This is a genomic window from Sinobaca sp. SA16-1 (genome assembly GCF_059510515.1).
Window position 1 is genome coordinate 236,775 of record NZ_JCAKFL010000001.1, and the last position, 17,384, is coordinate 254,158.

Annotated in this window: 17 protein-coding genes; 3 read left to right on the forward strand and 14 right to left on the reverse strand. The window is 44.5% G+C overall.

Annotation, left to right across the window (positions count from 1 at the left end):
• Window positions 1–10 precede the first annotated feature (10 nt).
• Together AC5W2J_RS01105 and AC5W2J_RS01110 are read right to left on the reverse strand one after the other, a co-directional pair.
• Window positions 11–1,054: an HD-GYP domain-containing protein gene (locus AC5W2J_RS01105; RefSeq protein WP_496058210.1), complete on the reverse strand. Its 1,044-nt coding sequence runs from the start codon at window positions 1,052–1,054 to the stop codon at window positions 11–13.
• A gap of 221 nt (window positions 1,055–1,275) precedes the next feature.
• On the reverse strand, window positions 1,276–2,835 hold the full coding sequence (locus AC5W2J_RS01110) for a PTS sugar transporter (RefSeq protein ID WP_496057637.1): 1,560 nt from the start codon (window positions 2,833–2,835) through the stop codon (window positions 1,276–1,278).
• A 130-nt stretch (window positions 2,836–2,965) separates the two neighbouring features.
• Between AC5W2J_RS01110 and AC5W2J_RS01115 the strand changes: the two genes are divergently transcribed.
• Window positions 2,966–3,751 carry a formate/nitrite transporter family protein gene (locus AC5W2J_RS01115; protein WP_496057638.1) on the forward strand — a complete coding sequence of 262 codons (786 nt, stop codon included), beginning with the start codon at window positions 2,966–2,968 and terminating at the stop codon, window positions 3,749–3,751.
• 96 nt (window positions 3,752–3,847) lie between these two features.
• On the opposite strand, the gene xylB is transcribed toward AC5W2J_RS01115, so the two are convergent.
• Both xylB and xylA read right to left on the reverse strand, forming a co-directional pair.
• Entirely contained in the window at window positions 3,848–5,344 is a 1,497-nt protein-coding gene (gene xylB / locus AC5W2J_RS01120; RefSeq protein WP_496057639.1) for a xylulokinase, read from the reverse strand.
• A gap of 60 nt (window positions 5,345–5,404) precedes the next feature.
• Complete coding sequence (gene xylA / locus AC5W2J_RS01125) at window positions 5,405–6,733, reverse strand: xylose isomerase (protein WP_496057640.1); 1,329 nt, start codon at window positions 6,731–6,733, stop codon at window positions 5,405–5,407.
• A 246-nt stretch (window positions 6,734–6,979) separates the two neighbouring features.
• Here xylA and AC5W2J_RS01130 point away from each other — a divergent pair, with 246 nt between their 5' ends.
• On the forward strand, window positions 6,980–8,152 hold the full coding sequence (locus tag AC5W2J_RS01130; RefSeq protein ID WP_496057641.1) for an ROK family protein: 1,173 nt from the start codon (window positions 6,980–6,982) through the stop codon (window positions 8,150–8,152).
• Between the two features lie 175 nt (window positions 8,153–8,327).
• Here AC5W2J_RS01130 and AC5W2J_RS01135 read toward each other — a convergent pair whose 3' ends face one another.
• The 9 genes from AC5W2J_RS01135 to AC5W2J_RS01175 all read right to left on the reverse strand — a co-directional run bounded on the left by AC5W2J_RS01135 (window position 8,328) and on the right by AC5W2J_RS01175 (window position 15,701).
• On the reverse strand, window positions 8,328–9,368 hold the full coding sequence (locus tag AC5W2J_RS01135) for an aldose epimerase family protein (protein WP_496057642.1): 1,041 nt from the start codon (window positions 9,366–9,368) through the stop codon (window positions 8,328–8,330).
• A gap of 165 nt (window positions 9,369–9,533) precedes the next feature.
• Window positions 9,534–10,397, reverse strand: coding sequence for an NAD-dependent epimerase/dehydratase family protein (locus tag AC5W2J_RS01140; protein WP_496057643.1), 864 nt, complete (start codon window positions 10,395–10,397; stop codon window positions 9,534–9,536).
• A gap of 409 nt (window positions 10,398–10,806) precedes the next feature.
• The gene (locus tag AC5W2J_RS01145) at window positions 10,807–11,040 is read right to left on the reverse strand and encodes a hypothetical protein (RefSeq protein ID WP_496057644.1); all 234 of its coding nucleotides are present in this window, start codon (window positions 11,038–11,040) and stop codon (window positions 10,807–10,809) included.
• 18 nt (window positions 11,041–11,058) lie between these two features.
• On the reverse strand, window positions 11,059–12,399 hold the full coding sequence (locus tag AC5W2J_RS01150) for a TRAP transporter large permease subunit (protein WP_496057645.1): 1,341 nt from the start codon (window positions 12,397–12,399) through the stop codon (window positions 11,059–11,061).
• Between the two features lie 19 nt (window positions 12,400–12,418).
• A complete protein-coding gene (locus tag AC5W2J_RS01155) occupies window positions 12,419–13,288 on the reverse strand; it encodes a DUF1932 domain-containing protein (RefSeq protein WP_496057646.1) in 870 nt (289 codons plus the stop codon).
• A gap of 11 nt (window positions 13,289–13,299) precedes the next feature.
• On the reverse strand, window positions 13,300–13,977 hold the full coding sequence (locus tag AC5W2J_RS01160; RefSeq protein WP_496057647.1) for an RraA family protein: 678 nt from the start codon (window positions 13,975–13,977) through the stop codon (window positions 13,300–13,302).
• A gap of 170 nt (window positions 13,978–14,147) precedes the next feature.
• On the reverse strand, window positions 14,148–15,011 hold the full coding sequence (locus AC5W2J_RS01165) for a MurR/RpiR family transcriptional regulator (protein ID WP_496057648.1): 864 nt from the start codon (window positions 15,009–15,011) through the stop codon (window positions 14,148–14,150).
• 115 nt (window positions 15,012–15,126) lie between these two features.
• The gene (locus tag AC5W2J_RS01170; RefSeq protein ID WP_496057649.1) at window positions 15,127–15,468 is read right to left on the reverse strand and encodes a type II toxin-antitoxin system PemK/MazF family toxin; all 342 of its coding nucleotides are present in this window, start codon (window positions 15,466–15,468) and stop codon (window positions 15,127–15,129) included.
• The gene (locus AC5W2J_RS01175; protein WP_496057650.1) at window positions 15,468–15,701 is read right to left on the reverse strand and encodes an AbrB/MazE/SpoVT family DNA-binding domain-containing protein; all 234 of its coding nucleotides are present in this window, start codon (window positions 15,699–15,701) and stop codon (window positions 15,468–15,470) included. The genes AC5W2J_RS01170 and AC5W2J_RS01175 overlap by 1 nt, the downstream gene beginning before the upstream one ends.
• 460 nt (window positions 15,702–16,161) lie before the next feature.
• Between AC5W2J_RS01175 and AC5W2J_RS01180 the strand changes: the two genes are divergently transcribed.
• Entirely contained in the window at window positions 16,162–16,995 is an 834-nt protein-coding gene (locus AC5W2J_RS01180) for an STAS domain-containing protein (RefSeq protein ID WP_496057651.1), read from the forward strand.
• A 39-nt stretch (window positions 16,996–17,034) separates the two neighbouring features.
• Here AC5W2J_RS01180 and AC5W2J_RS01185 read toward each other — a convergent pair whose 3' ends face one another.
• Window positions 17,035–17,268, reverse strand: coding sequence for an alpha-L-arabinofuranosidase C-terminal domain-containing protein (locus AC5W2J_RS01185; protein ID WP_496057652.1), 234 nt, complete (start codon window positions 17,266–17,268; stop codon window positions 17,035–17,037).
• Window positions 17,269–17,384 lie beyond the last annotated feature (116 nt).

The following is a 17,384-nucleotide window of genomic DNA, read 5'->3' on the forward strand; positions in this document are numbered from 1 at the left end:
CCTTTTAGTGTTACTCTTTGAACCGAAGCACTTTGCTGATAATAACAGACCGATCGACAGGCATATAAAAAGCGTTAAGCTTGTTTTTTTCTTTCATGATCGGATAGGTAGGCAGCTTATCATCAACTTCCACCACTTCGGCAATAGTATCATTCGAGAGCTGGACGACGGCATGTAAGGGGAAGATTTCCAGCATTTCACAGAATGATTTCATATAATTAATATTTACATCTTTATGTTCTTGTATCGCTATCTTTAATGCTTTTGGAGGACTGAGGGATTTTCTGTAAGGCCGTTCCAGCGTCAGCGCTGAATATACGTCCACCAGCCTGAGGATGTCATGTTCCCTCTTACGGATCTTTTTCTGCTCCTCTTCCTCGTTGCTGAGGACACTTAATGAATGATGGTGATATTTCAAAATATCTGTCACATAAGCGCTGTACCCTTTTTGCTTCAGAAGATGATATCCTTCTCCTGTATGGGCCCTCATCTGCAGCATTTCTCTTGAACTCAGCGCAGTAGTTTTGGTTAGAATCTTTTTTTCCACCCGCAGCTTGCCGATATCATGAAGCAGGCAGGCTTTGGAAAATTCCGTCACGTGCTTCACTTCCATCTTTTTTGCGAACAGCGATCCAAGAATAAACACATCAAGCGAATGGTGATACGTGTTAAGGTCCCAGGATTTCAGCTGCTGGAGCAGACCGTAGGTGCTTTTCTCCGCTGTAATTTCAATAAACAGTTTCTGAATCCAAAGGTAGGCGTCCACGTCATTTACCGCATAGCCGAACCGGTACTCATTCCCGAGCTGGAGCATATCCTGCAGAAAAGTCAGAAGAGTCTGCCTTTTTTCTTCGGATAATGATTGTAAGTCAATGTTTCTTTCTTTCGAATGCTCCTGATCATCTGCTTCTATTGAAACAAATTCGATGTCCCACTGCTTTAACTTCCGTATTAAAACAGCTGTTACATTATGACCTTTTTTAACAATAAGAGATGGGCCTTTATATATATCTTCGGCTACAACAGCACCTTCCTTTAGATCTATTACCTTCACACTTTTCAATTTAAGTCCTCCTTAAATTGTACCTTATTACCTGTTATTATATACCTACTTAACAGCAATTGAAAGGAAATATGTGAAGTTTATGTATATTTAATAATTAAAAATAACTATTTAAAAATAAATATATTAAGTTTATATAAATATACTTAATATTTTTCACTCAAAAAAGAGTTTAGGCATACAGACCTAAACCCTTTTTGAATACCTGCTGTTTAGCTTCTTTTTAAGCTGGAAACCCGATTCGCAGCAACAGTAATTACTAAAGCTAAAATAAAGGCGGCAGCCATCGCGATAATAAAACCAGCTGCATTATTCGTTAGAAACGGTGCTGCAAACGTTGGCACATAAGCTGTGCCTCTCACATTAAATAACCCAACGAGGGCTCCTCCCACTCCAGCCGAAAACACAGCCCCGGCAAAAACGAATTTATTGGAAAACATAAATGGATATGCCGCTTCTACAAAAGTTCCAAAGCCCATATTTATTAAAAAACCAGGAGCAGCCGCGGCTGCTTCCCCTTTATCTCTTGGAGAAATCACATTGGCCAGGGTAATGCCGGCTGACACCATCACGAGTCCCACCATATCGATTGCGCCTAAGAAGCTGTTTCCCGCTGTTTCCATCTCCAGCAGAACAATAGGAAGAATGGCTGCGTGATACACACCGCCAAGTATAGCCGGCCAAATAAGCAATCCTGCAAGCGCACCTGCCATAATTGGATTAAAAGCTATCGCAGATTCAATAAGAGCTTTAATACCGTTTCCAGTCTGCAGCGCTATCGGAGCAAGCAGGAAGTACACAATAAGACCCGCTGCCAGTCCGGAAAGCCCTCCTGCTACGATATTAACGGTCGTCATAGGAAACCGCCACTGCACGCATTTTCTAAACAAGTAATGAACAAATATTCCGGCTAGAATACCACCGATAATTCCACCGATAATTCCGCCTTCCACCGACAGGACTCCGGCTATAACACCGGCTGCGATCGACACTTCATCCAAATCGGACACCTGCTTGGCTGCGATAGCCGCCAGAACGACCGGGAGTGCTTGAATCATAATATCAAATACTTCTCCAAGTGCGCTGAAAGCCGGAATCCGGCTCAGAGCAAGCACAATAGCCATCGCGATAAAACCGGGCAGCGCCGACACCATAATTCCCCTTAGGCTGATATTTTTAAATACATTAGCCGGTTTCCCCGCCTCCAGCTGTGATCGGCTGCCAATCACCGGCTGATAAGACATATTCCAATGTTTAGCCAGCGAGGCAATAAAAGAAACAGCTCTTGTCCGGCTGGTAGTGCCTGTTGTGCCTGATTGGGAAATAACCTTCGCGCCTTTGCTTCCGATCAAAGCCATTGATGTGCCGCCGGTACCGACGATCGGCAGCTTTTTATCAGCTGCTGCTTCTATCGTTAACCGGTTTACCCCTTCCGGATCAGAACTCATGACGATTAAACCGTCTAATTGGCCGTTATGTATCTGCTCTGCTATTTCTTTATCGAGCCTCGCTGCCTCTTGATTTACATCTTGCAGACTTCCCTCAAAAGCAACTTCCGGCTGCCCCTGTGCACTTTGTGTAAAAATCCTGGCACGGACGCTTTCTTTTGCTGAGTCCATTGATTCTTCTGCTGCAATAAATTGAATAGCTCCTATTTGAAGTTCTGTACTGCTGCTCTGCGTAATAATTTCCTCTAACAGCTTTTCCGGCTTTTTTCCGCCTAAACTGTACAAATTACCTCCACTGCTTCCAATAATAGCAATTGTTTTCATTTTTTACGTTTTCCCTTCTAATTATAATTCTATTACATCGAACACCAGGCTTTGTTATTCTGCTTCACTTGGTCTATATTTAATAAGCTACTTAAATATAACATTACTATTTAAATAGGAGACAAGAGCTATGTATAAAGAAACCATCCGCACCCTGAACGAGCAGGGTGCTTCCAAAAGCACGATGCTGAGACGCTCTCCTCTGCTTTATATGGTATCGGCTGTTATCGCGGGCAGTTATGTAGGCATCGGTGCGCTGCTTATGTTTTCATTGGGAGCGCCGCTTTATGATGTGCAGTCGCCGATATTGGATCTGGTCGTAGGTTCCACGTTCGGCATCGCCCTGATTATTATTTTAATCGGCGGCTCTGATTTATTTACCGGTAACAATATGATTATGACCAGCTCCACCTTTTCCGGGGTGACGTCCTGGAAGCAGACACTCGGCGTATGGGGCGCAAGCTATGTCGGCAACGCCATCGGCGCCGTTCTTATCTGCCTGATTGTTCTCGGTGCCGGCATTTTTCAAGGTATCCCGGCTGACCATTACATGTTTGCCTTAGCTGCCGAAAAAACAACGCTTCCGTGGCATCAGCTGTTTTTCCAGGGGATTCTCTGCAACTGGATCGTCTGTCTGGCCATCTGGCTTACCCTTCGCACCGAAAACGATGCCGCCAAAATCATTATGGTAATCGGAGTCATTCTCGCATTTGTGGCGTCCGGTTTTGAACACAGCATTGCCAATATGTCGATTCTTGGCATGGCCTGGCTGCATGACTCTTATTCTATCTTAACTTTTGGCGATATTATCTACAATTTAATCCCTGTCACGATCGGTAATATGATCGGCGGCGCTGTATTTGTGGCCGGTACGTATCTTCTATTAAACCGTCATGAAATGAAAGAAGAAGAATAACACAGTGGTTATTATAAAAAAGCAGACTCCGGGGAGCCTGCTTTTTTAGTGCTCTTTATAATTAAAGTCCGCCGGCAGGTTCTGTTAGGTATTCTTTTAACGAAATGCTGCCAGTTCTTTTGTAATATCTTTTGTCTGAGTGTATACCTTTTGGTACAAAGGAAAAATCTGCTCGTAGCGTTTGGTTTTGTCTGGATCAGGCGTAACCGATACATCATTTTGTACAAATACGGCGGCGGTTTCCTGAAGGGAGGCGTACCAGCCGCATCCGGCGGCGGCAATAATGGCCGCGCCCATAGCAGGGCCCTGCTCGTTGCGCAGGCTCACAACTTCTTTTCCAAAAATGTCGGCCTGCATCTGCAGCCAGGCCCGCGATTTCGCGCCGCCTCCGATAGACACGATCGTATCCACCTCCATGCCGTTCTGTTCGATTATATTCAACGATTCTTTTAAGGAAAAAGTGATCCCTTCCATTATTGCTTTTACAAATTCCATTTTCGTATGGGATGAGTCCATCCCGACAAACGATCCCCGGGCAAGCGCATCATTATGCGGCGTTCTTTCGCCCGCAATGTACGGCGTAAACAACAACCCGCGTGCTCCCGCCGGTACCGCTTCTATCGCCTGGACCATCTCGGAAAAATCGTCTTCCTTTAAGAAGTTTTCTTTAAACCACTGCAGGCTGTACCCGGCAGCAAGCGTGACTCCCATCGCATAATATGTATCGGCCGGAGCATGATTAAAGAAATGCAGTCTGCCGTTAAAGTGTGTTTTTTCCTCCCCGGCGTACGATAACAGCACGCCGGACGTGCCGATGCTGCACATCGTTTTTCCTTTTTCCAGAATCCCTGCTCCTACCGCGCCGCAGGCGTTATCTGCGCCTCCGGCAAAGATCTTCACAGAAGACGAACAGCCGGTTTCCTGCGCCGCGTCTTCGCGCATGCCCCCGACGTGCTCGGTGGCCGGAAATAACGGCGGACAAAGCGAAGCCGGAAGATCAAATGTGTCTAAAAGAGACGCACTCCACTCGTTTGTGTTCAAATCCATTAACAGCGTGCCGGCCGCATCGGATAAATCCATGCCGACCTCTCCTGTTAACCGATAGCGTACGTAGTCTTTTGGCAGCAGAAACAGCTCGGCCCGGTCAAATACGTCCGGCTCATGCTTTTTCACCCATAATATTTTCGGAAGCGTAAATCCTTCAAGCGGACTGTTTTTCGTAATCTCCCAGAGCGAATTCTGCCCGGCAGCCGCTTCTATTTCCTTTACTTCCCGGCTCGTTCTCGTGTCATTCCAGAGAATCGCGCGCCGTAATGGGATGTAGTCGCCGTCCAGCAGCACAAGACCGTGCATCTGCCCGGAAAAGCTGATGCCTTTAATGTCACTGCCGGCGAGGCTGTTGTTTTGAATGAGCTTTTTTAACACGCTTTTAGTCTGCCGGACCCAGTCCTCCGGATCCTGCTCGCTGTGCCCGTCCTGCTCATGATAGATCGGATAGCTTTCCGACTCTTCGGCGGCGATCGTGCCTTCCCGGTCTACCAGTATTCCTTTAATGCTGCTCGTGCCAAGGTCTAATCCGATAACGTATTCCAATGGATTTTCTCTCCTTTTAAGAAAAAGAAGCTGTTTTATGCAACAGCCTCTTCTTTATTTTTATACTTTTGCAAACGCTCCTGCTTCCAGAATATACTGATTCATCATGCCTTTAATCATTTCCTGGCGGCCGGACTCATGCTTGATGGTGTTTTCCATGGCGTAGGCTTCCAGCTCACGGAACGACGTTTTGTTGTTTAAAATCGCTTCGCCGATACCGGACTGATAGCTTTCGTAGCGTTTTTCCAAAATATTTTCAAAGACGCGGTCTTCGATCAGCCGGTTTGCTACTCTAAACCCGATCGCAAATGTATCCATGCCGACAATGTGACCGTGGACCAGATCGATTGGCTCAAATGATGGGCGGCGCAATTTCGCATCGAAGTTCAATCCTCCTTTTCCAAGGCCGCCGTTCTTAATAATTTCGTACATGGCGAGCGTGGCGTTATAGATGTCGGTTGGGAACTCATCTGTGTCCCAGCCGAGCAGCATGTCGCCCTGGTTGGCATCAACCGAGCCAAGAATGCCGTGCTCTCTTGCATAGCGGAGCTCATGTTCAAATGTATGGCCTGCAAGGGTAGCGTGGTTGGCTTCAATATTTACTTTAAAGTGGTTTTCCAGGTTGTAGTTCTGCAGGAAAGCATAGGTTGTTGCCGTATCAAAATCATACTGGTGCTTCGTCGGCTCTTTTGGCTTCGGCTCAATCAGGAACTGGCCTTCGTAGCCTATTTCTTTCGCATAATCAACCGCCATATGATAGAAGCGTGCTAAATTATCAAGCTCGAGCTTCGTGTCTGTATAAAGGAGGGAATCGTATCCTTCTCTTCCGCCCCAGAATACGTAGTTTTCCGAGCCCAGTTCTTTTGCGATTTCCAGCTGCTTTTTCACTTTTGCTGCTGCATGGGCGAACACGTCGGCTTTGTTGGACGTCGCGGCACCGAACATAAAGCGCGGATGGTGGAACATGTTGGACGTATTCCATAATACTGACACGTTCTGTGCTTTCATTAAAGGCTGAATCCGGCCGACAATTTCATCCAGATTGGCTCCATACTCCTTCAGGTTGTCACCTTCCGGTGCAATATCCACATCATGAAAAGCAAAGTAGTCAAATCCAAGCTTATCGATAAATTCAAAGTTGGCCTCAACTCTGGCTTTTGCCAGATCCATTCCACTGTAATGATCCCACGGACGCTGCATGGTCCCCATCCCGAATGGATCCGATCCATCCATCGTAAACGTATGCCAGTAGGCAACGGAAAATTTCATCCAGTCTTTCATGCTTTTACCGTTAAACATTTCTTCCGGGTTATAGTGTTTGAAAGCAAGCTCATTTCGGCTGCCGCTTCCCTCGTATTTAATTTTGTCTACATTATGGAAATAACTCATAAACTAACCACCTTTTGTCGTATATTATGTTTGCGCTTACATATAAAATCTTTTAAAAGGCAAAACAATTTTCAGCAGATGAAAAGCAAAACTTAGTTTTACTGATAAACTAAGTATATTTATATGAAAACTTATTGTCAACATATTTTCATTTATTATTCGATCATATTATGAAATAATGAAGGTATATTTAATATCTAATACAACTAAATGTTTAATGTATAAACTAAGAGTGGAGGCACGGCTATGAAAACAGGAGATCAGGGACTAGTAAAAAAAATAAATAAATCGATTGTATTAAATAATATTCAAACCCAGAGTCCTATTTCAAGAGCACAGATTTCGAAGGTGACGGGCTTAAATAAAGCAACCGTTTCAAGTCTTGTAAGCGAACTCATTGAGGAACGTCTTGTCGATGAGATTGGCGCCGGGCTTTCAAGCGGCGGCCGCAAGCCGATGATGCTTTTCTTTAACCAGAAGGCCGGCTATACGATTGGCATCGACCTCGGGGTGAACTATGCGTTTGGCGTACTTACGGATTTAAAAGGCAATGTGATTGAACAACATGAAATAGTTATTACTGACACAGACGAAGACGTAGTGTTCGGCCAGCTGAAGGATTTAGCTCAGCTTTTAATAGATAAAACACCCGCCTGCCCATACGGCCTCGTCGGCATCGGTATCGGCGTACCGGGCATGATCAACAACGACGGCGTGATTCTGTTTGCACCAAACCTGGACTGGCACAACGTTCATTTAAAGCAGTATATGGAGAAATACTTCAACGTACCGATTACGATAGAGAACGAAGCCAAAGCCGGTGCCCACGGCGAAAAAATATACGGCGTAGGCCGGTCCTCGTCCAACCTTATTTATGTAAGCATCGGTATCGGTATTGGTTCCGGTATTATCATTGACGACAAGCTCTATAAAGGAACAAGCGGTATTTCCGGGGAAGTCGGCCACTTTTCGATCGAGTTTAACGGCCGGAAGTGTTCGTGCGGCAACAGGGGCTGCTGGGAACTGTACAGCTCTGAGCATGCGCTGCTCGAAAAAACGGCGGCGCTTTTCCCTGATGAAAAGAATGTGAATCTGAGTTTTCTTATTAAACAGGCGGAGGAAGGCAACCCCCTCGTAATCAATGCGTTTGACCAGATCGGGGAATATATCGGCATCGGCTTGACCAACATTGTGAATACGTTCAACCCGGAGCAGATTATTATCGGCAACCGCCTCGCCCGCCTTGAACCGTGGCTGCGCAATCCGATCCAGCGGGTATTCAACCAGCGTCTTCTCCCCTACTTCCAGGATTCGGCTGCTTTAACGTTTACGGACCGGAGCACCAATTCCTGCGCGCTCGGATCTGCGGCCTTTTCTATTGAAAAGTTTTTTGCTACAAATAAAGTCACCGTTGTATAGCTTATCACCTGATAAAAAGGCTCATGGCACGCATTCAGCAGATTAATCTATTCGGTGCTTGAGGTGATGATTGCTTTCTTCTTCTTCAGCTACAGAGTCATAAAAGGTATTTCTTCAAGAACCGTCAAAGGATCACAGCAGCACAAAAGCCGGAAGCGTCTGCTCCCGGCTTTTGTTATGCCTGTTTTTCCAGCGTATACACCGTGTCCGCAGAGTAAATGTCTCCTGCTTTCAAGTAGCATGTCCGGCCGGTAGTGGCAAAGGCTGCCGGCAGGCGCTGGGTTTCAATGCAGATGCCCCGGTAAGGTGTGGCTTCTCCGTCAAGAAGCGGTGAGGTGCTGTTCAACTTCTGGGACGTATACACTACTGCACCGGGCTCTGTTGTTTCTATTTTCAGGCGCCGTTCTGTGCCGGGATCTGTCAGTTCTATTTTCTTCACCTGCGCCGGATCGAGCACAAAGAAATGATCCACTCCCTGGCTCGCTAAAATAATTTGTTCCTCCGCCGCTCCGACTATATCCCGGAGCGGTTTGTATGTGGTTATATCAAACAGCGTTCCAGACACAGACACTATTTCTCCGGTGGGGATAAGCGATTCATCCAGCGCCAGCACGGACGCAGCCGGCGCCTTTAATTCATGGTCCAGAATATGGGTGTTCTCCCCTGTCCCCAGATTAAAATAAGCGTGGTTCGCCAGGCTGCACCACGTATCTTTATCCGATACTGCTCTAATAGAGAACGTCACCGCATCGCTGTGTTTATCGAGCGCGTACGTGACCCGGACAGACAGATTTCCCGGGTATCCCATCTCGCCGTCTTCTGATAAGTAAGTAAGGTGCAGTTCGAGCGCCTGTGGTGTTTCTTTATACGAATAGTCCCACAACACCTGGCTGAATCCGTCTGCTCCGCCGTGTAGCTGGTGCCCGCCTTCATTCGGATGCAGCGTGTAGGAAGCGTCCTGGATGTTCATTTCCCCGCGCTCGACTCTTCCGGCGGTTCTTCCTACCACTGCTCCTAAGTAATGCTCATCTTTCAGATAATCCGTAACGTTCTGATACCCGAGCACAATGCTTTGTTCGGGACTGCCGGCAGGATACCAGCTTGTGATTCTGGCTCCATAATTCAGCACACGCAGGACAGCGCCAGTTTCGTTTACCAGCTCCAATTCTTTAAGAGCTGCTGTTTCACTATGCGGCAGAGGCGTTTCTTTAAACATATGATCTTCCTTTCTATTGGTTAGCAACGATTCATTTTCCTTTTAATGGTAAAGGTAGCGCTTACTTATTATATCACTTTGTTTATTGGGTATTTATACTTTTTTTTCCTTTTAACAGAAAAACAGCCTTTCTCTTAGAGAAAAGCTGTCTTCGTCTGATGTTCTTTATTCGTTAATAGGCTGCTGCTCGTAGGCAACATAGCTGCGCCATTCGTGCTTTGGCTTCCAGCCGAGCAGTTCTTTGGCTTTGCTGCTGTCAAGCAGCGTGTCATAGCCTGTTACGCGCTCTTTGATTGGTACATCCGGATACCGTCTTCTCATCAGCTCGCGGCTTTCCACATTCATGCTAGTGTCGTCGGCTGCCAGATTAAGTGCCACCGCGTCGAGCCCCTCTTTTTCGATCGCCAGGATGCAGGCAGAGGCAATGTCCCTCGTATCAATATAGCTCCACAAAATCCGGTCCCGCTGGGCAGGGTCATGAATGAATGATGGAAAGTTTTCGTACATTTCCGGCGAAATCACATTGCCGAGACGGAAAGACACGACCTGCATCCCGGTCCGCCGGTTCATCGCTTCTGCAGTTTGTTCATTGACTATTTTGGACAGGCCGTAGCTGTCTTCCGGCAGCTGCGGGTGCTCTTCATCCATCGGAACATAGAGCGGCTCTAATGGCTCCTTGGCAAAACAGATGCCGTAGGACGATTCACTTGATGCGAGGACGGCCTTTCTGATGCCAAGACCGGCCGCCGCTTCCAGAACATTGTACGTCGACATCACATTGTTTTGAAACGTTACTTCGTTTGGAAAATCATAGGCTCTTGGAATGGCTGCCAGATGGACGACCGCATCGGCACCTTCCAGCACACCATACACTTCCCCGAGATTTGTTAAATCAGCAATGATCGTATGACAAAGTGATTTCTCCGGCAGACGCAGATCACAGTTGACTACGTCGTATCCGTAGTCGAGCATTTCCTGAATGACGGTCCGGCCGACAAGGCCGTTCCCTCCCGTTACTACTACTTTCATATTTATTCCTCCAGGCTGTTTTGTATTCGCTTACAATTATACTTTGTTTTATTAATGAATTAAGTGTATTTTGATTGCACTCTTTTGTCAATTCTATGCGAAACAAAAAGCCGACAGCCATTGAAGGTCGCCGGTTTCCTGTCCTCTATTTGTCTTCAAATTTCTGGATGCCGAAATAATTTGTATAAGGCGCCAAGAAAGCTAATAAAGCGGAGAAAACGAACAGCATTTTCTACTCGAAGTACTGGACGTTCGTGAAGCTCTGGAGCAGCAGGCCATTAAGTTAGCTATCCGGCACGTGCAGCCGGAAGATATAACGAGGCTTTCCACCAGAGAATCTACCAGCTTGCCGGCAACGATTTTCTGAACAGCATCATTGAATCTTTCGTTTTATCTAATGTCGCACTTTTTATGATTCTTTTTTTGTTTCTTTATAATTGGGGAAGTACCCTAAAATAAAAGCAATACCTGAAAATAAGGCAGCTAATACGATCGTCGGCTGTGTCAGCATTTCGCTGCTTTGAATCATTAAGTTTCCATTTCCAATAATTAGACCTATCATCTGGGTTGCTACCATAATCAATGCTAACAGCAGCGATAAAATTAAACATATAGTAAATAGACGCTCCAACAATTTTTGCATGATCTTGATACCTCCTTGTTAAATTGGCAGGATGCCCATGGCAATCAGCCAGCCTATAAGAATAACCGGTAAAGCATAATATGCGATTAAGATGGCAAACGTTTTTTCCGGGCGGGCTCCTACAATCCCTGAAGCAATATAAATGGACCCAGAGGCCGGGGGCATTTGAGCCGAAGTGGAAGCAAACGTCATTACCACTACTGCTGAAATTAATGGAGAGAATCCAGTAGAGACTAAAATCTCATAAGAAACTAATCCTACAGCCGTTAAAGTGCCCGTTGAGGTTAAAGGACCAGCAATGGCCGTTATACCAAATCCTATTATAAGAACGGTAATCCAGCCCGGTGCATTAATAGCACCCATGATCTGCGCTATATTATCAGATAATCCTAATGTGGTTAACACTTCACTTGAAGCTACAGCAAAAAATATTAGAGAGCCAATTACAGTAAAACGCGGAATCGACCTTTGAATAAGCGCAAACAACTCTCCTGCTGATTTAGGCGCTTCCTTTCTGGCCAGCAGAAATGAAATAGCTATCATCAATGTAGGAATCCATATCACAATATCAATACTGCCTAATGCTTCTTCTCCAAGAGAAGGAATCCCTTCTATCCAATCAGCTAGAGGACCGATGGTTAAAATCAACGGAATAATAGCTCCTAAATAGATAAGAATAGAAGACCAGCCATTTTTGAAAGAAGTACGTAAAGGATCCAACGATTCGGACGGAAATGCTTTTATGTTTTGTGTTTTCACAAAATAACCGATTAACAGAAGCCGATGGAGAAACTGATAGGCCCCGGCTATCAACAAAGCAAGGAAAAATTCACCTGTTGTTATTGCTGCTGCTACCGGTGCAAACCCTAGAACAATAAACATAGAGGTTGTTGGTGGCAGCGCTGAAGCCATACCTCCATTTCCCACCATTACAGAAGCCGCAATTTCTTTATTCCATTTATTCCGAAGCATCCAGGGACCGGTAATCGATCCTGTTGCCGCGGTATTTCCTGAATCGCCGCCGGATAGGGTACCCATTACGGAAGAACCAACCGCATCCATAATGGCAGGAGCACCGGGCAGTCTTCCTACTAAAGAATTTAAAATAGCTAAAAGCCGCTCCACGATACCAAACTTATCGATTATATATGCCATAAACACAAAAGCGATAGCAGCATACAGTACAGAGAAAGTAGAAGCAAACGCAATACCTTGAATAAACAAAGCCGGTGCTTCCCATCCTCCCAGAGGAACGATAGCTAAAAAACCTACCAGTGCCGCTTCCCCTAAATTACGTTTTAACACAATACTCCAGACTACTAAAACGCTTACAAATATAACGAGAGCAATGATGCCCATTAAGCTCCCTCCTTCATTTCTATTTTTGATTCATCAGGTGTATAACTTCTTTCCAGTCATTAGGTGTTCTGCCATTAAAAGCTTCTTTCACATTTCTGTCTGTGATGGCTTTCAATTTATCACGCGTCGCTTTTGTCATTACAGGCTGTATATTGTTCTCCAGCATAAAGTCAGCAACATTTTCCATTTCTTTTACCCGTCTTTCAGAGTGCTGTACATTTCCAGTGATCAATCGATTAAGTATATTTTCAAACGGCTCTTTGTCCATTGTATTTGTAATAGATTGTAGAATAGTATCTTCTAAATCAAGCGCAGAGGCTGTTTCCATTACTTCATGCAAAAGAGTAGACAGGCCTTTCGTGAAAATACTTCGAATAAATTTAATGTTCGTCGCATCTCCTGGGGTTTTATTTACATATTCCAGATCCATTTCTACTCCTCTGCCCCATTCAATGAATGATTCTGCTCCATTCCCGCTAACCATTATCGGCACTTTGTGCTGGTTTCCTTTTAAAGGCCCCATAATGGCACCATCTACAAAAAACTGACTTTTATCTGCCATGTCATCGTTTATTTGTTTCTTTACCTCCGCTGACGCCGTAGATAAATCGACATAAATAGTCTCTTTATTTATATACGGTTCTATCGAAGACCAGGCTTCTTTAGTGAAAGACGCAGGCACTGCTGCAAATAATACACTCAACGTCTGCCGGGCCACTTTTTCAGGTTCATCGAACAATACAGCCTCGATGGATTCAGCTCTTTCTATCGTTTTAGGATGATCATGAAGGTGGTCGTAGACATATACTTTGCTGCTGTTGTTTTGAGCACGAAACCCTTTTGCCATTTCGTAACCCACTTCGCCAAATCCAATAAAACCGATATTCATGTTTTATCCTCCTAATGAGTGAATTTTTTTATTTTCGCTTCCAGCCAATCTGGTTGAAGGGATGTTTTATCTTTTTGATCTGTTTTTTCCACAAAGTTCTTGATGGTTTGTAAACGATTTGTTTCATACTGGAGCTTCTGCTCTGCCTTTTGCAGAATTTCTTCGACTTTCTGCTGCGGAATGATTACTACCCCATCTTCATCTCCCACCACATAATCACCAGGAGAAACTATCGTGCCGGCACAGGAGATTATATTATCAAGTGAACCTGGACCCTCTTTGCTTGGACCGGCAGGAACAAACCCTTTTGCATATATTTGAATAGTGCTGTCACGAAGCTCCCGGTGATCCCGAACGAAACCATCTATTACAATTCCTTGAATATGCAGAGCCTCTGCAGCTCCTGCCATTAATTCACCTAAATAGGCGGCATTGGTGAATCCTTTTCCGTCTACTATAAGTATCTCCCCTGGTTCTGCCTGGTAAATAGCGTGATGTAAAAACAAATTATCGCCCGGGGCTAAGTCTACCGTTCTTGCCCTCCCAATAAGGGGCTTCATAAAATTAACAGGTTTTATGGCGTAATTCATTACATTATTCATTTCCATGACATCAGCAAAAATAGAAGATCCGATCTTTTCCATCCTGCTGATTATTTTATTTTCATCCGCTTGCAGGTTTTCTTTCATATTCATCACCCTTAGTAATATTTATTACTTTATTTAATTTATAAGTAATATTTATTACTATAACAACACAACCTTATAATGTAAACCCTTTCAAAAAAAATAAATAAAGATTCCTAAAAGGATTGTCAGCCTCTTAGGAATCTTTATTTTATATAGAGAAACAAACTATTTCATTCTTCATCCGTTTCTTTATAATGATAATTCATGCTCGTTAATACATTGTTTACATCGTCTAACCGTTGTTTTGTTTTCGTTGATTGACTTATAGCCGTAGCGTTAATCAGATAATCGACGACTACCATGGCTGCGATAGGCGAATTATGGAAGGCAAGACTTTTGGAATCACAAAGGAGAACGATATCAGCATATTCCACAATAGGAGCAGAATAACTATCTGTAATAGCCACCACTTTTACATCACGAAGTTTGGCTGCTTTTATAAAGTCAATAATTCTTCGTGCATAACGAGGGAAGCTGGCTGCAATAATTAAATCACCGGATTGCATAGAAATAACTTCGTCCACCCAGTCGACTGTGTCCGCCAATACCAACTTACAATTTCCCATTGTTCTGTTCAGCCCGTGTGTTAGATATTGTCCTACCGGGAGACCGCTTCGCACACTCGTGCAGAAGATCTGATGGGAAGAAAGTATTTGATTTACTACTTCATCCAGCTGATTTTTAGACAACTGGCTTCTTACTTGTTGAATATGATTGAGGTGATGATCGATTGTTTTTCCCCATAAATCATCGCTTCCTACATTTTTTAAATTATCTTCCAGTCGATTGGGGGGAGCCGTGCGGTCTCTAAGCAGCTGCTGCAAACCCTTTTGAAACTCACTGTAGCCGGAGTACCCCAAGTTGGATGTTAATCTCATAATAGTAGTAGTACTGGTATTCACGCGTTTTGCCAGCTGGTTAATCGTTAAAAAAGCAGCTTCAGAGGAATTCTTAAGTATATAGTCAGCAATACTGCGTTGTGCGCTGGTTAGATTCGATACCTTATTCTTTAAATCTTCCAAAGGATTTGTCATAGCATTCTCCATCTATATGTTTATTTAAGATCTCTACAAGAAAGTAAATACCAATTTTCCCATAGTATTTTTCAGCTTTACATTTATTTCTATGATGGCACGAATGGATGCATTACTAATCATCCATCTGCAAAATCGTTTTTATTAGGTCTGAGCACTCCATCAGAGTCACAGCTGGGGCTTTTCCTTTAATACGTAAATCCCGGCTTTTCCAATCCAATGATTTCATTTGATCGGTTAAGATAACACCCGAGACACCGCTTCCTTCTGGTATATCTACTTCAAAAGGATAGTTCTTTTTTTGATTTGTAATGGGACATACAAACACAAAACCTGTTTTCTCGTTAAACGAAGCAGGAGACATAACGAGTGCGGGACGTCTTCCCGCCTGTTCGTGTCCTGCCTGCGGATTAAAGTTTATATAAATAAAATCTCCCTGCTCCGGCACCTGCGTCATCAAATAAGTTCCTTTCCAACCGGAGGTGCTTCTATTGCTTCATGTTTGTTTTCCTCCGTCACCCGGGAGAGAAGTTCGTCGAGCGTAGGCTTCTTTCTTAGAGGTTCTATAACGATTGCCCCTCCCACTTGCTTTATTTCCACTTTGGTTCCGTCCGTAAATTTAAAATTTTTCGCTATATTAGAGGGTATACGTACACCCAGGCTGTTTCCCCATTTTTGTACAGTTGCCATCTCAAGAACCTCCTTCATTATAATCTTTTCTTTTTTTATTATACTATAAAAGATATACATAAGTATATCTTTTCAGAAATGAGATAGTATGTTTTCTATGAGGCAGTATCTTACACTATAAAAAAAGCAAACCGTATGTTTAACGGTCTGGTAGTGACCTCTTAAAGTTAGAGTTTAGAATTATGCAGCTGATTGGCCGGCATGTGTTCGGTAATGTACCGGACTCATGTCGGCCAATTTTTGTTTTGTCATAGATGAAACAATATTCCCTCTTATTCAGCATATTTCCTTTTACATCCTATTTCTAACGGTTTTCTTATAATTAAAAAACTATCTTTGCTTCAGCCTATGCTATTGTTCGCCAGTTTTTGAAGCTTCTGCTAAAATAGAAATATGACTTATCTTTACAAATGAGGGTTATTCCTCCTTCTTCATTTACAAACTTCAAGGAGCTGTGACGATGAACGCTGTACAGATTGCCTCTTTAGGAGAGGGCATTTTTCAACATAGAGAACAACTTGCCGGAGAAATCGGGGAAATTCTCCGCGCGTCCAGGCATGGCCTGGAAAACGAGGAATTAATAAAAATCCGCTCCACGTTTCTTGGGCTTGTCGGGCAGGCGATGTCGAGGCATGAGCGGGAAGAAGCATTGGAGGAAATCAGCCGCTGGGGCAGGGAAATCGGGACTTTTTCCGCGAAGCAGGAACTTCCCCTCGATGAAGCGCTCCAGTTTCTGCCCCACTACCGGGAAGCCGTCTTCCGCTATATTCAGCGGGAGATTGGAGACGGCCGTCTAACATTTACGGAATACCATGCGATTGAATCAAAGGTGAATACAGCCATTGATGAGGCGGTCTATACGTTTTCCAAAGCCTATGTCGATTACAACCGAAAAGCGGCAGAGCTGACGCGCCAGGAAATTCTGGAGCTGTCCGTACCGATCGTACCGCTTACCGAAGATGTGGCCGTGCTGACACTGATCGGCACGCTCAATGCCTCCCGGGCCCAGCAGCTGATGGAAAAAACACTGCAGAAAGGCAGCGAGCTGGAGCTGTCTTATCTGATTGTCGATTTGTCCGGTGTCCATCAGATGGATAACGTGGTGTCCCGAAGCATTCTCCAGCTGCACCAGGCCCTGAAGCTTCTTGGAATTACGGTCATTCTTTCCGGGATGCGCCCCGAGCTGTCCCAGCAGATCGTAAGAATGGGTATTTCGTTAAAGGCTCTCCGCATTACACGGAGCCTGCCGGAAGCCATGCTGTCAATTGGACTGAAGATAGATTCCAACACATAAATAAAGACCGGCCGCTGGGTTCAGCAGCCGGTTTTTTCTTTACAGCTTCACGCGTACCATACTCCAGGACATATGGGGCAGTTCGGCCTGCAGCGCTGCCTCTTCCAATATGGCATTTCCTTTATTGTGAGGAGCGACTTCTTCCCGGTCTTTCGTATTGACCGCTTTTGGATCGTCGTGCTCCAAGACGATATGCTCAATGATTTCTGCGGTTACAAAGGAGCGCAGGTCATACGTAATCAACAATTCTTCTTCCAAATGCCTGTTGGTCATAAACAGCAAAACTGTACTAAAATTTACTTTTTAGTACAAGGATTCTTTTCCTAATATCTATTAAAAAGCAGCCTCCCCTATTTCCAGGAATGACTGCTTAGTGTACTTATATCATA

Bases quoted from the DNA above. Each gene is read 5' to 3' on its own strand.
- AC5W2J_RS01110 (WP_496057637.1), bottom strand. From the start codon at position 2,835: ATGAAAACAATTGCTATTATTGGAAGCAGTGGAGGTAATTTGTACAGT.
- AC5W2J_RS01115 (WP_496057638.1), top strand. From the start codon at position 2,966: ATGTATAAAGAAACCATCCGCACCCTGAACGAGCAGGGTGCTTCCAAA.
- xylA (WP_496057640.1), bottom strand. From the start codon at position 6,733: ATGAGTTATTTCCATAATGTAGACAAAATTAAATACGAGGGAAGCGGC.
- AC5W2J_RS01130 (WP_496057641.1), top strand. From the start codon at position 6,980: ATGAAAACAGGAGATCAGGGACTAGTAAAAAAAATAAATAAATCGATT.
- AC5W2J_RS01135 (WP_496057642.1), bottom strand. From the start codon at position 9,368: ATGTTTAAAGAAACGCCTCTGCCGCATAGTGAAACAGCAGCTCTTAAA.
- AC5W2J_RS01140 (WP_496057643.1), bottom strand. From the start codon at position 10,397: ATGAAAGTAGTAGTAACGGGAGGGAACGGCCTTGTCGGCCGGACCGTC.
- AC5W2J_RS01145 (WP_496057644.1), bottom strand. From the start codon at position 11,040: ATGCAAAAATTGTTGGAGCGTCTATTTACTATATGTTTAATTTTATCG.
- AC5W2J_RS01150 (WP_496057645.1), bottom strand. From the start codon at position 12,399: ATGGGCATCATTGCTCTCGTTATATTTGTAAGCGTTTTAGTAGTCTGG.
- AC5W2J_RS01155 (WP_496057646.1), bottom strand. From the start codon at position 13,288: ATGAATATCGGTTTTATTGGATTTGGCGAAGTGGGTTACGAAATGGCA.
- AC5W2J_RS01160 (WP_496057647.1), bottom strand. From the start codon at position 13,977: ATGAAAGAAAACCTGCAAGCGGATGAAAATAAAATAATCAGCAGGATG.
- AC5W2J_RS01165 (WP_496057648.1), bottom strand. From the start codon at position 15,011: ATGACAAATCCTTTGGAAGATTTAAAGAATAAGGTATCGAATCTAACC.
- AC5W2J_RS01170 (WP_496057649.1), bottom strand. From the start codon at position 15,468: ATGACGCAGGTGCCGGAGCAGGGAGATTTTATTTATATAAACTTTAAT.
- AC5W2J_RS01175 (WP_496057650.1), bottom strand. From the start codon at position 15,701: ATGGCAACTGTACAAAAATGGGGAAACAGCCTGGGTGTACGTATACCC.
- AC5W2J_RS01180 (WP_496057651.1), top strand. From the start codon at position 16,162: ATGAACGCTGTACAGATTGCCTCTTTAGGAGAGGGCATTTTTCAACAT.
- AC5W2J_RS01185 (WP_496057652.1), bottom strand. From the start codon at position 17,268: ATGACCAACAGGCATTTGGAAGAAGAATTGTTGATTACGTATGACCTG.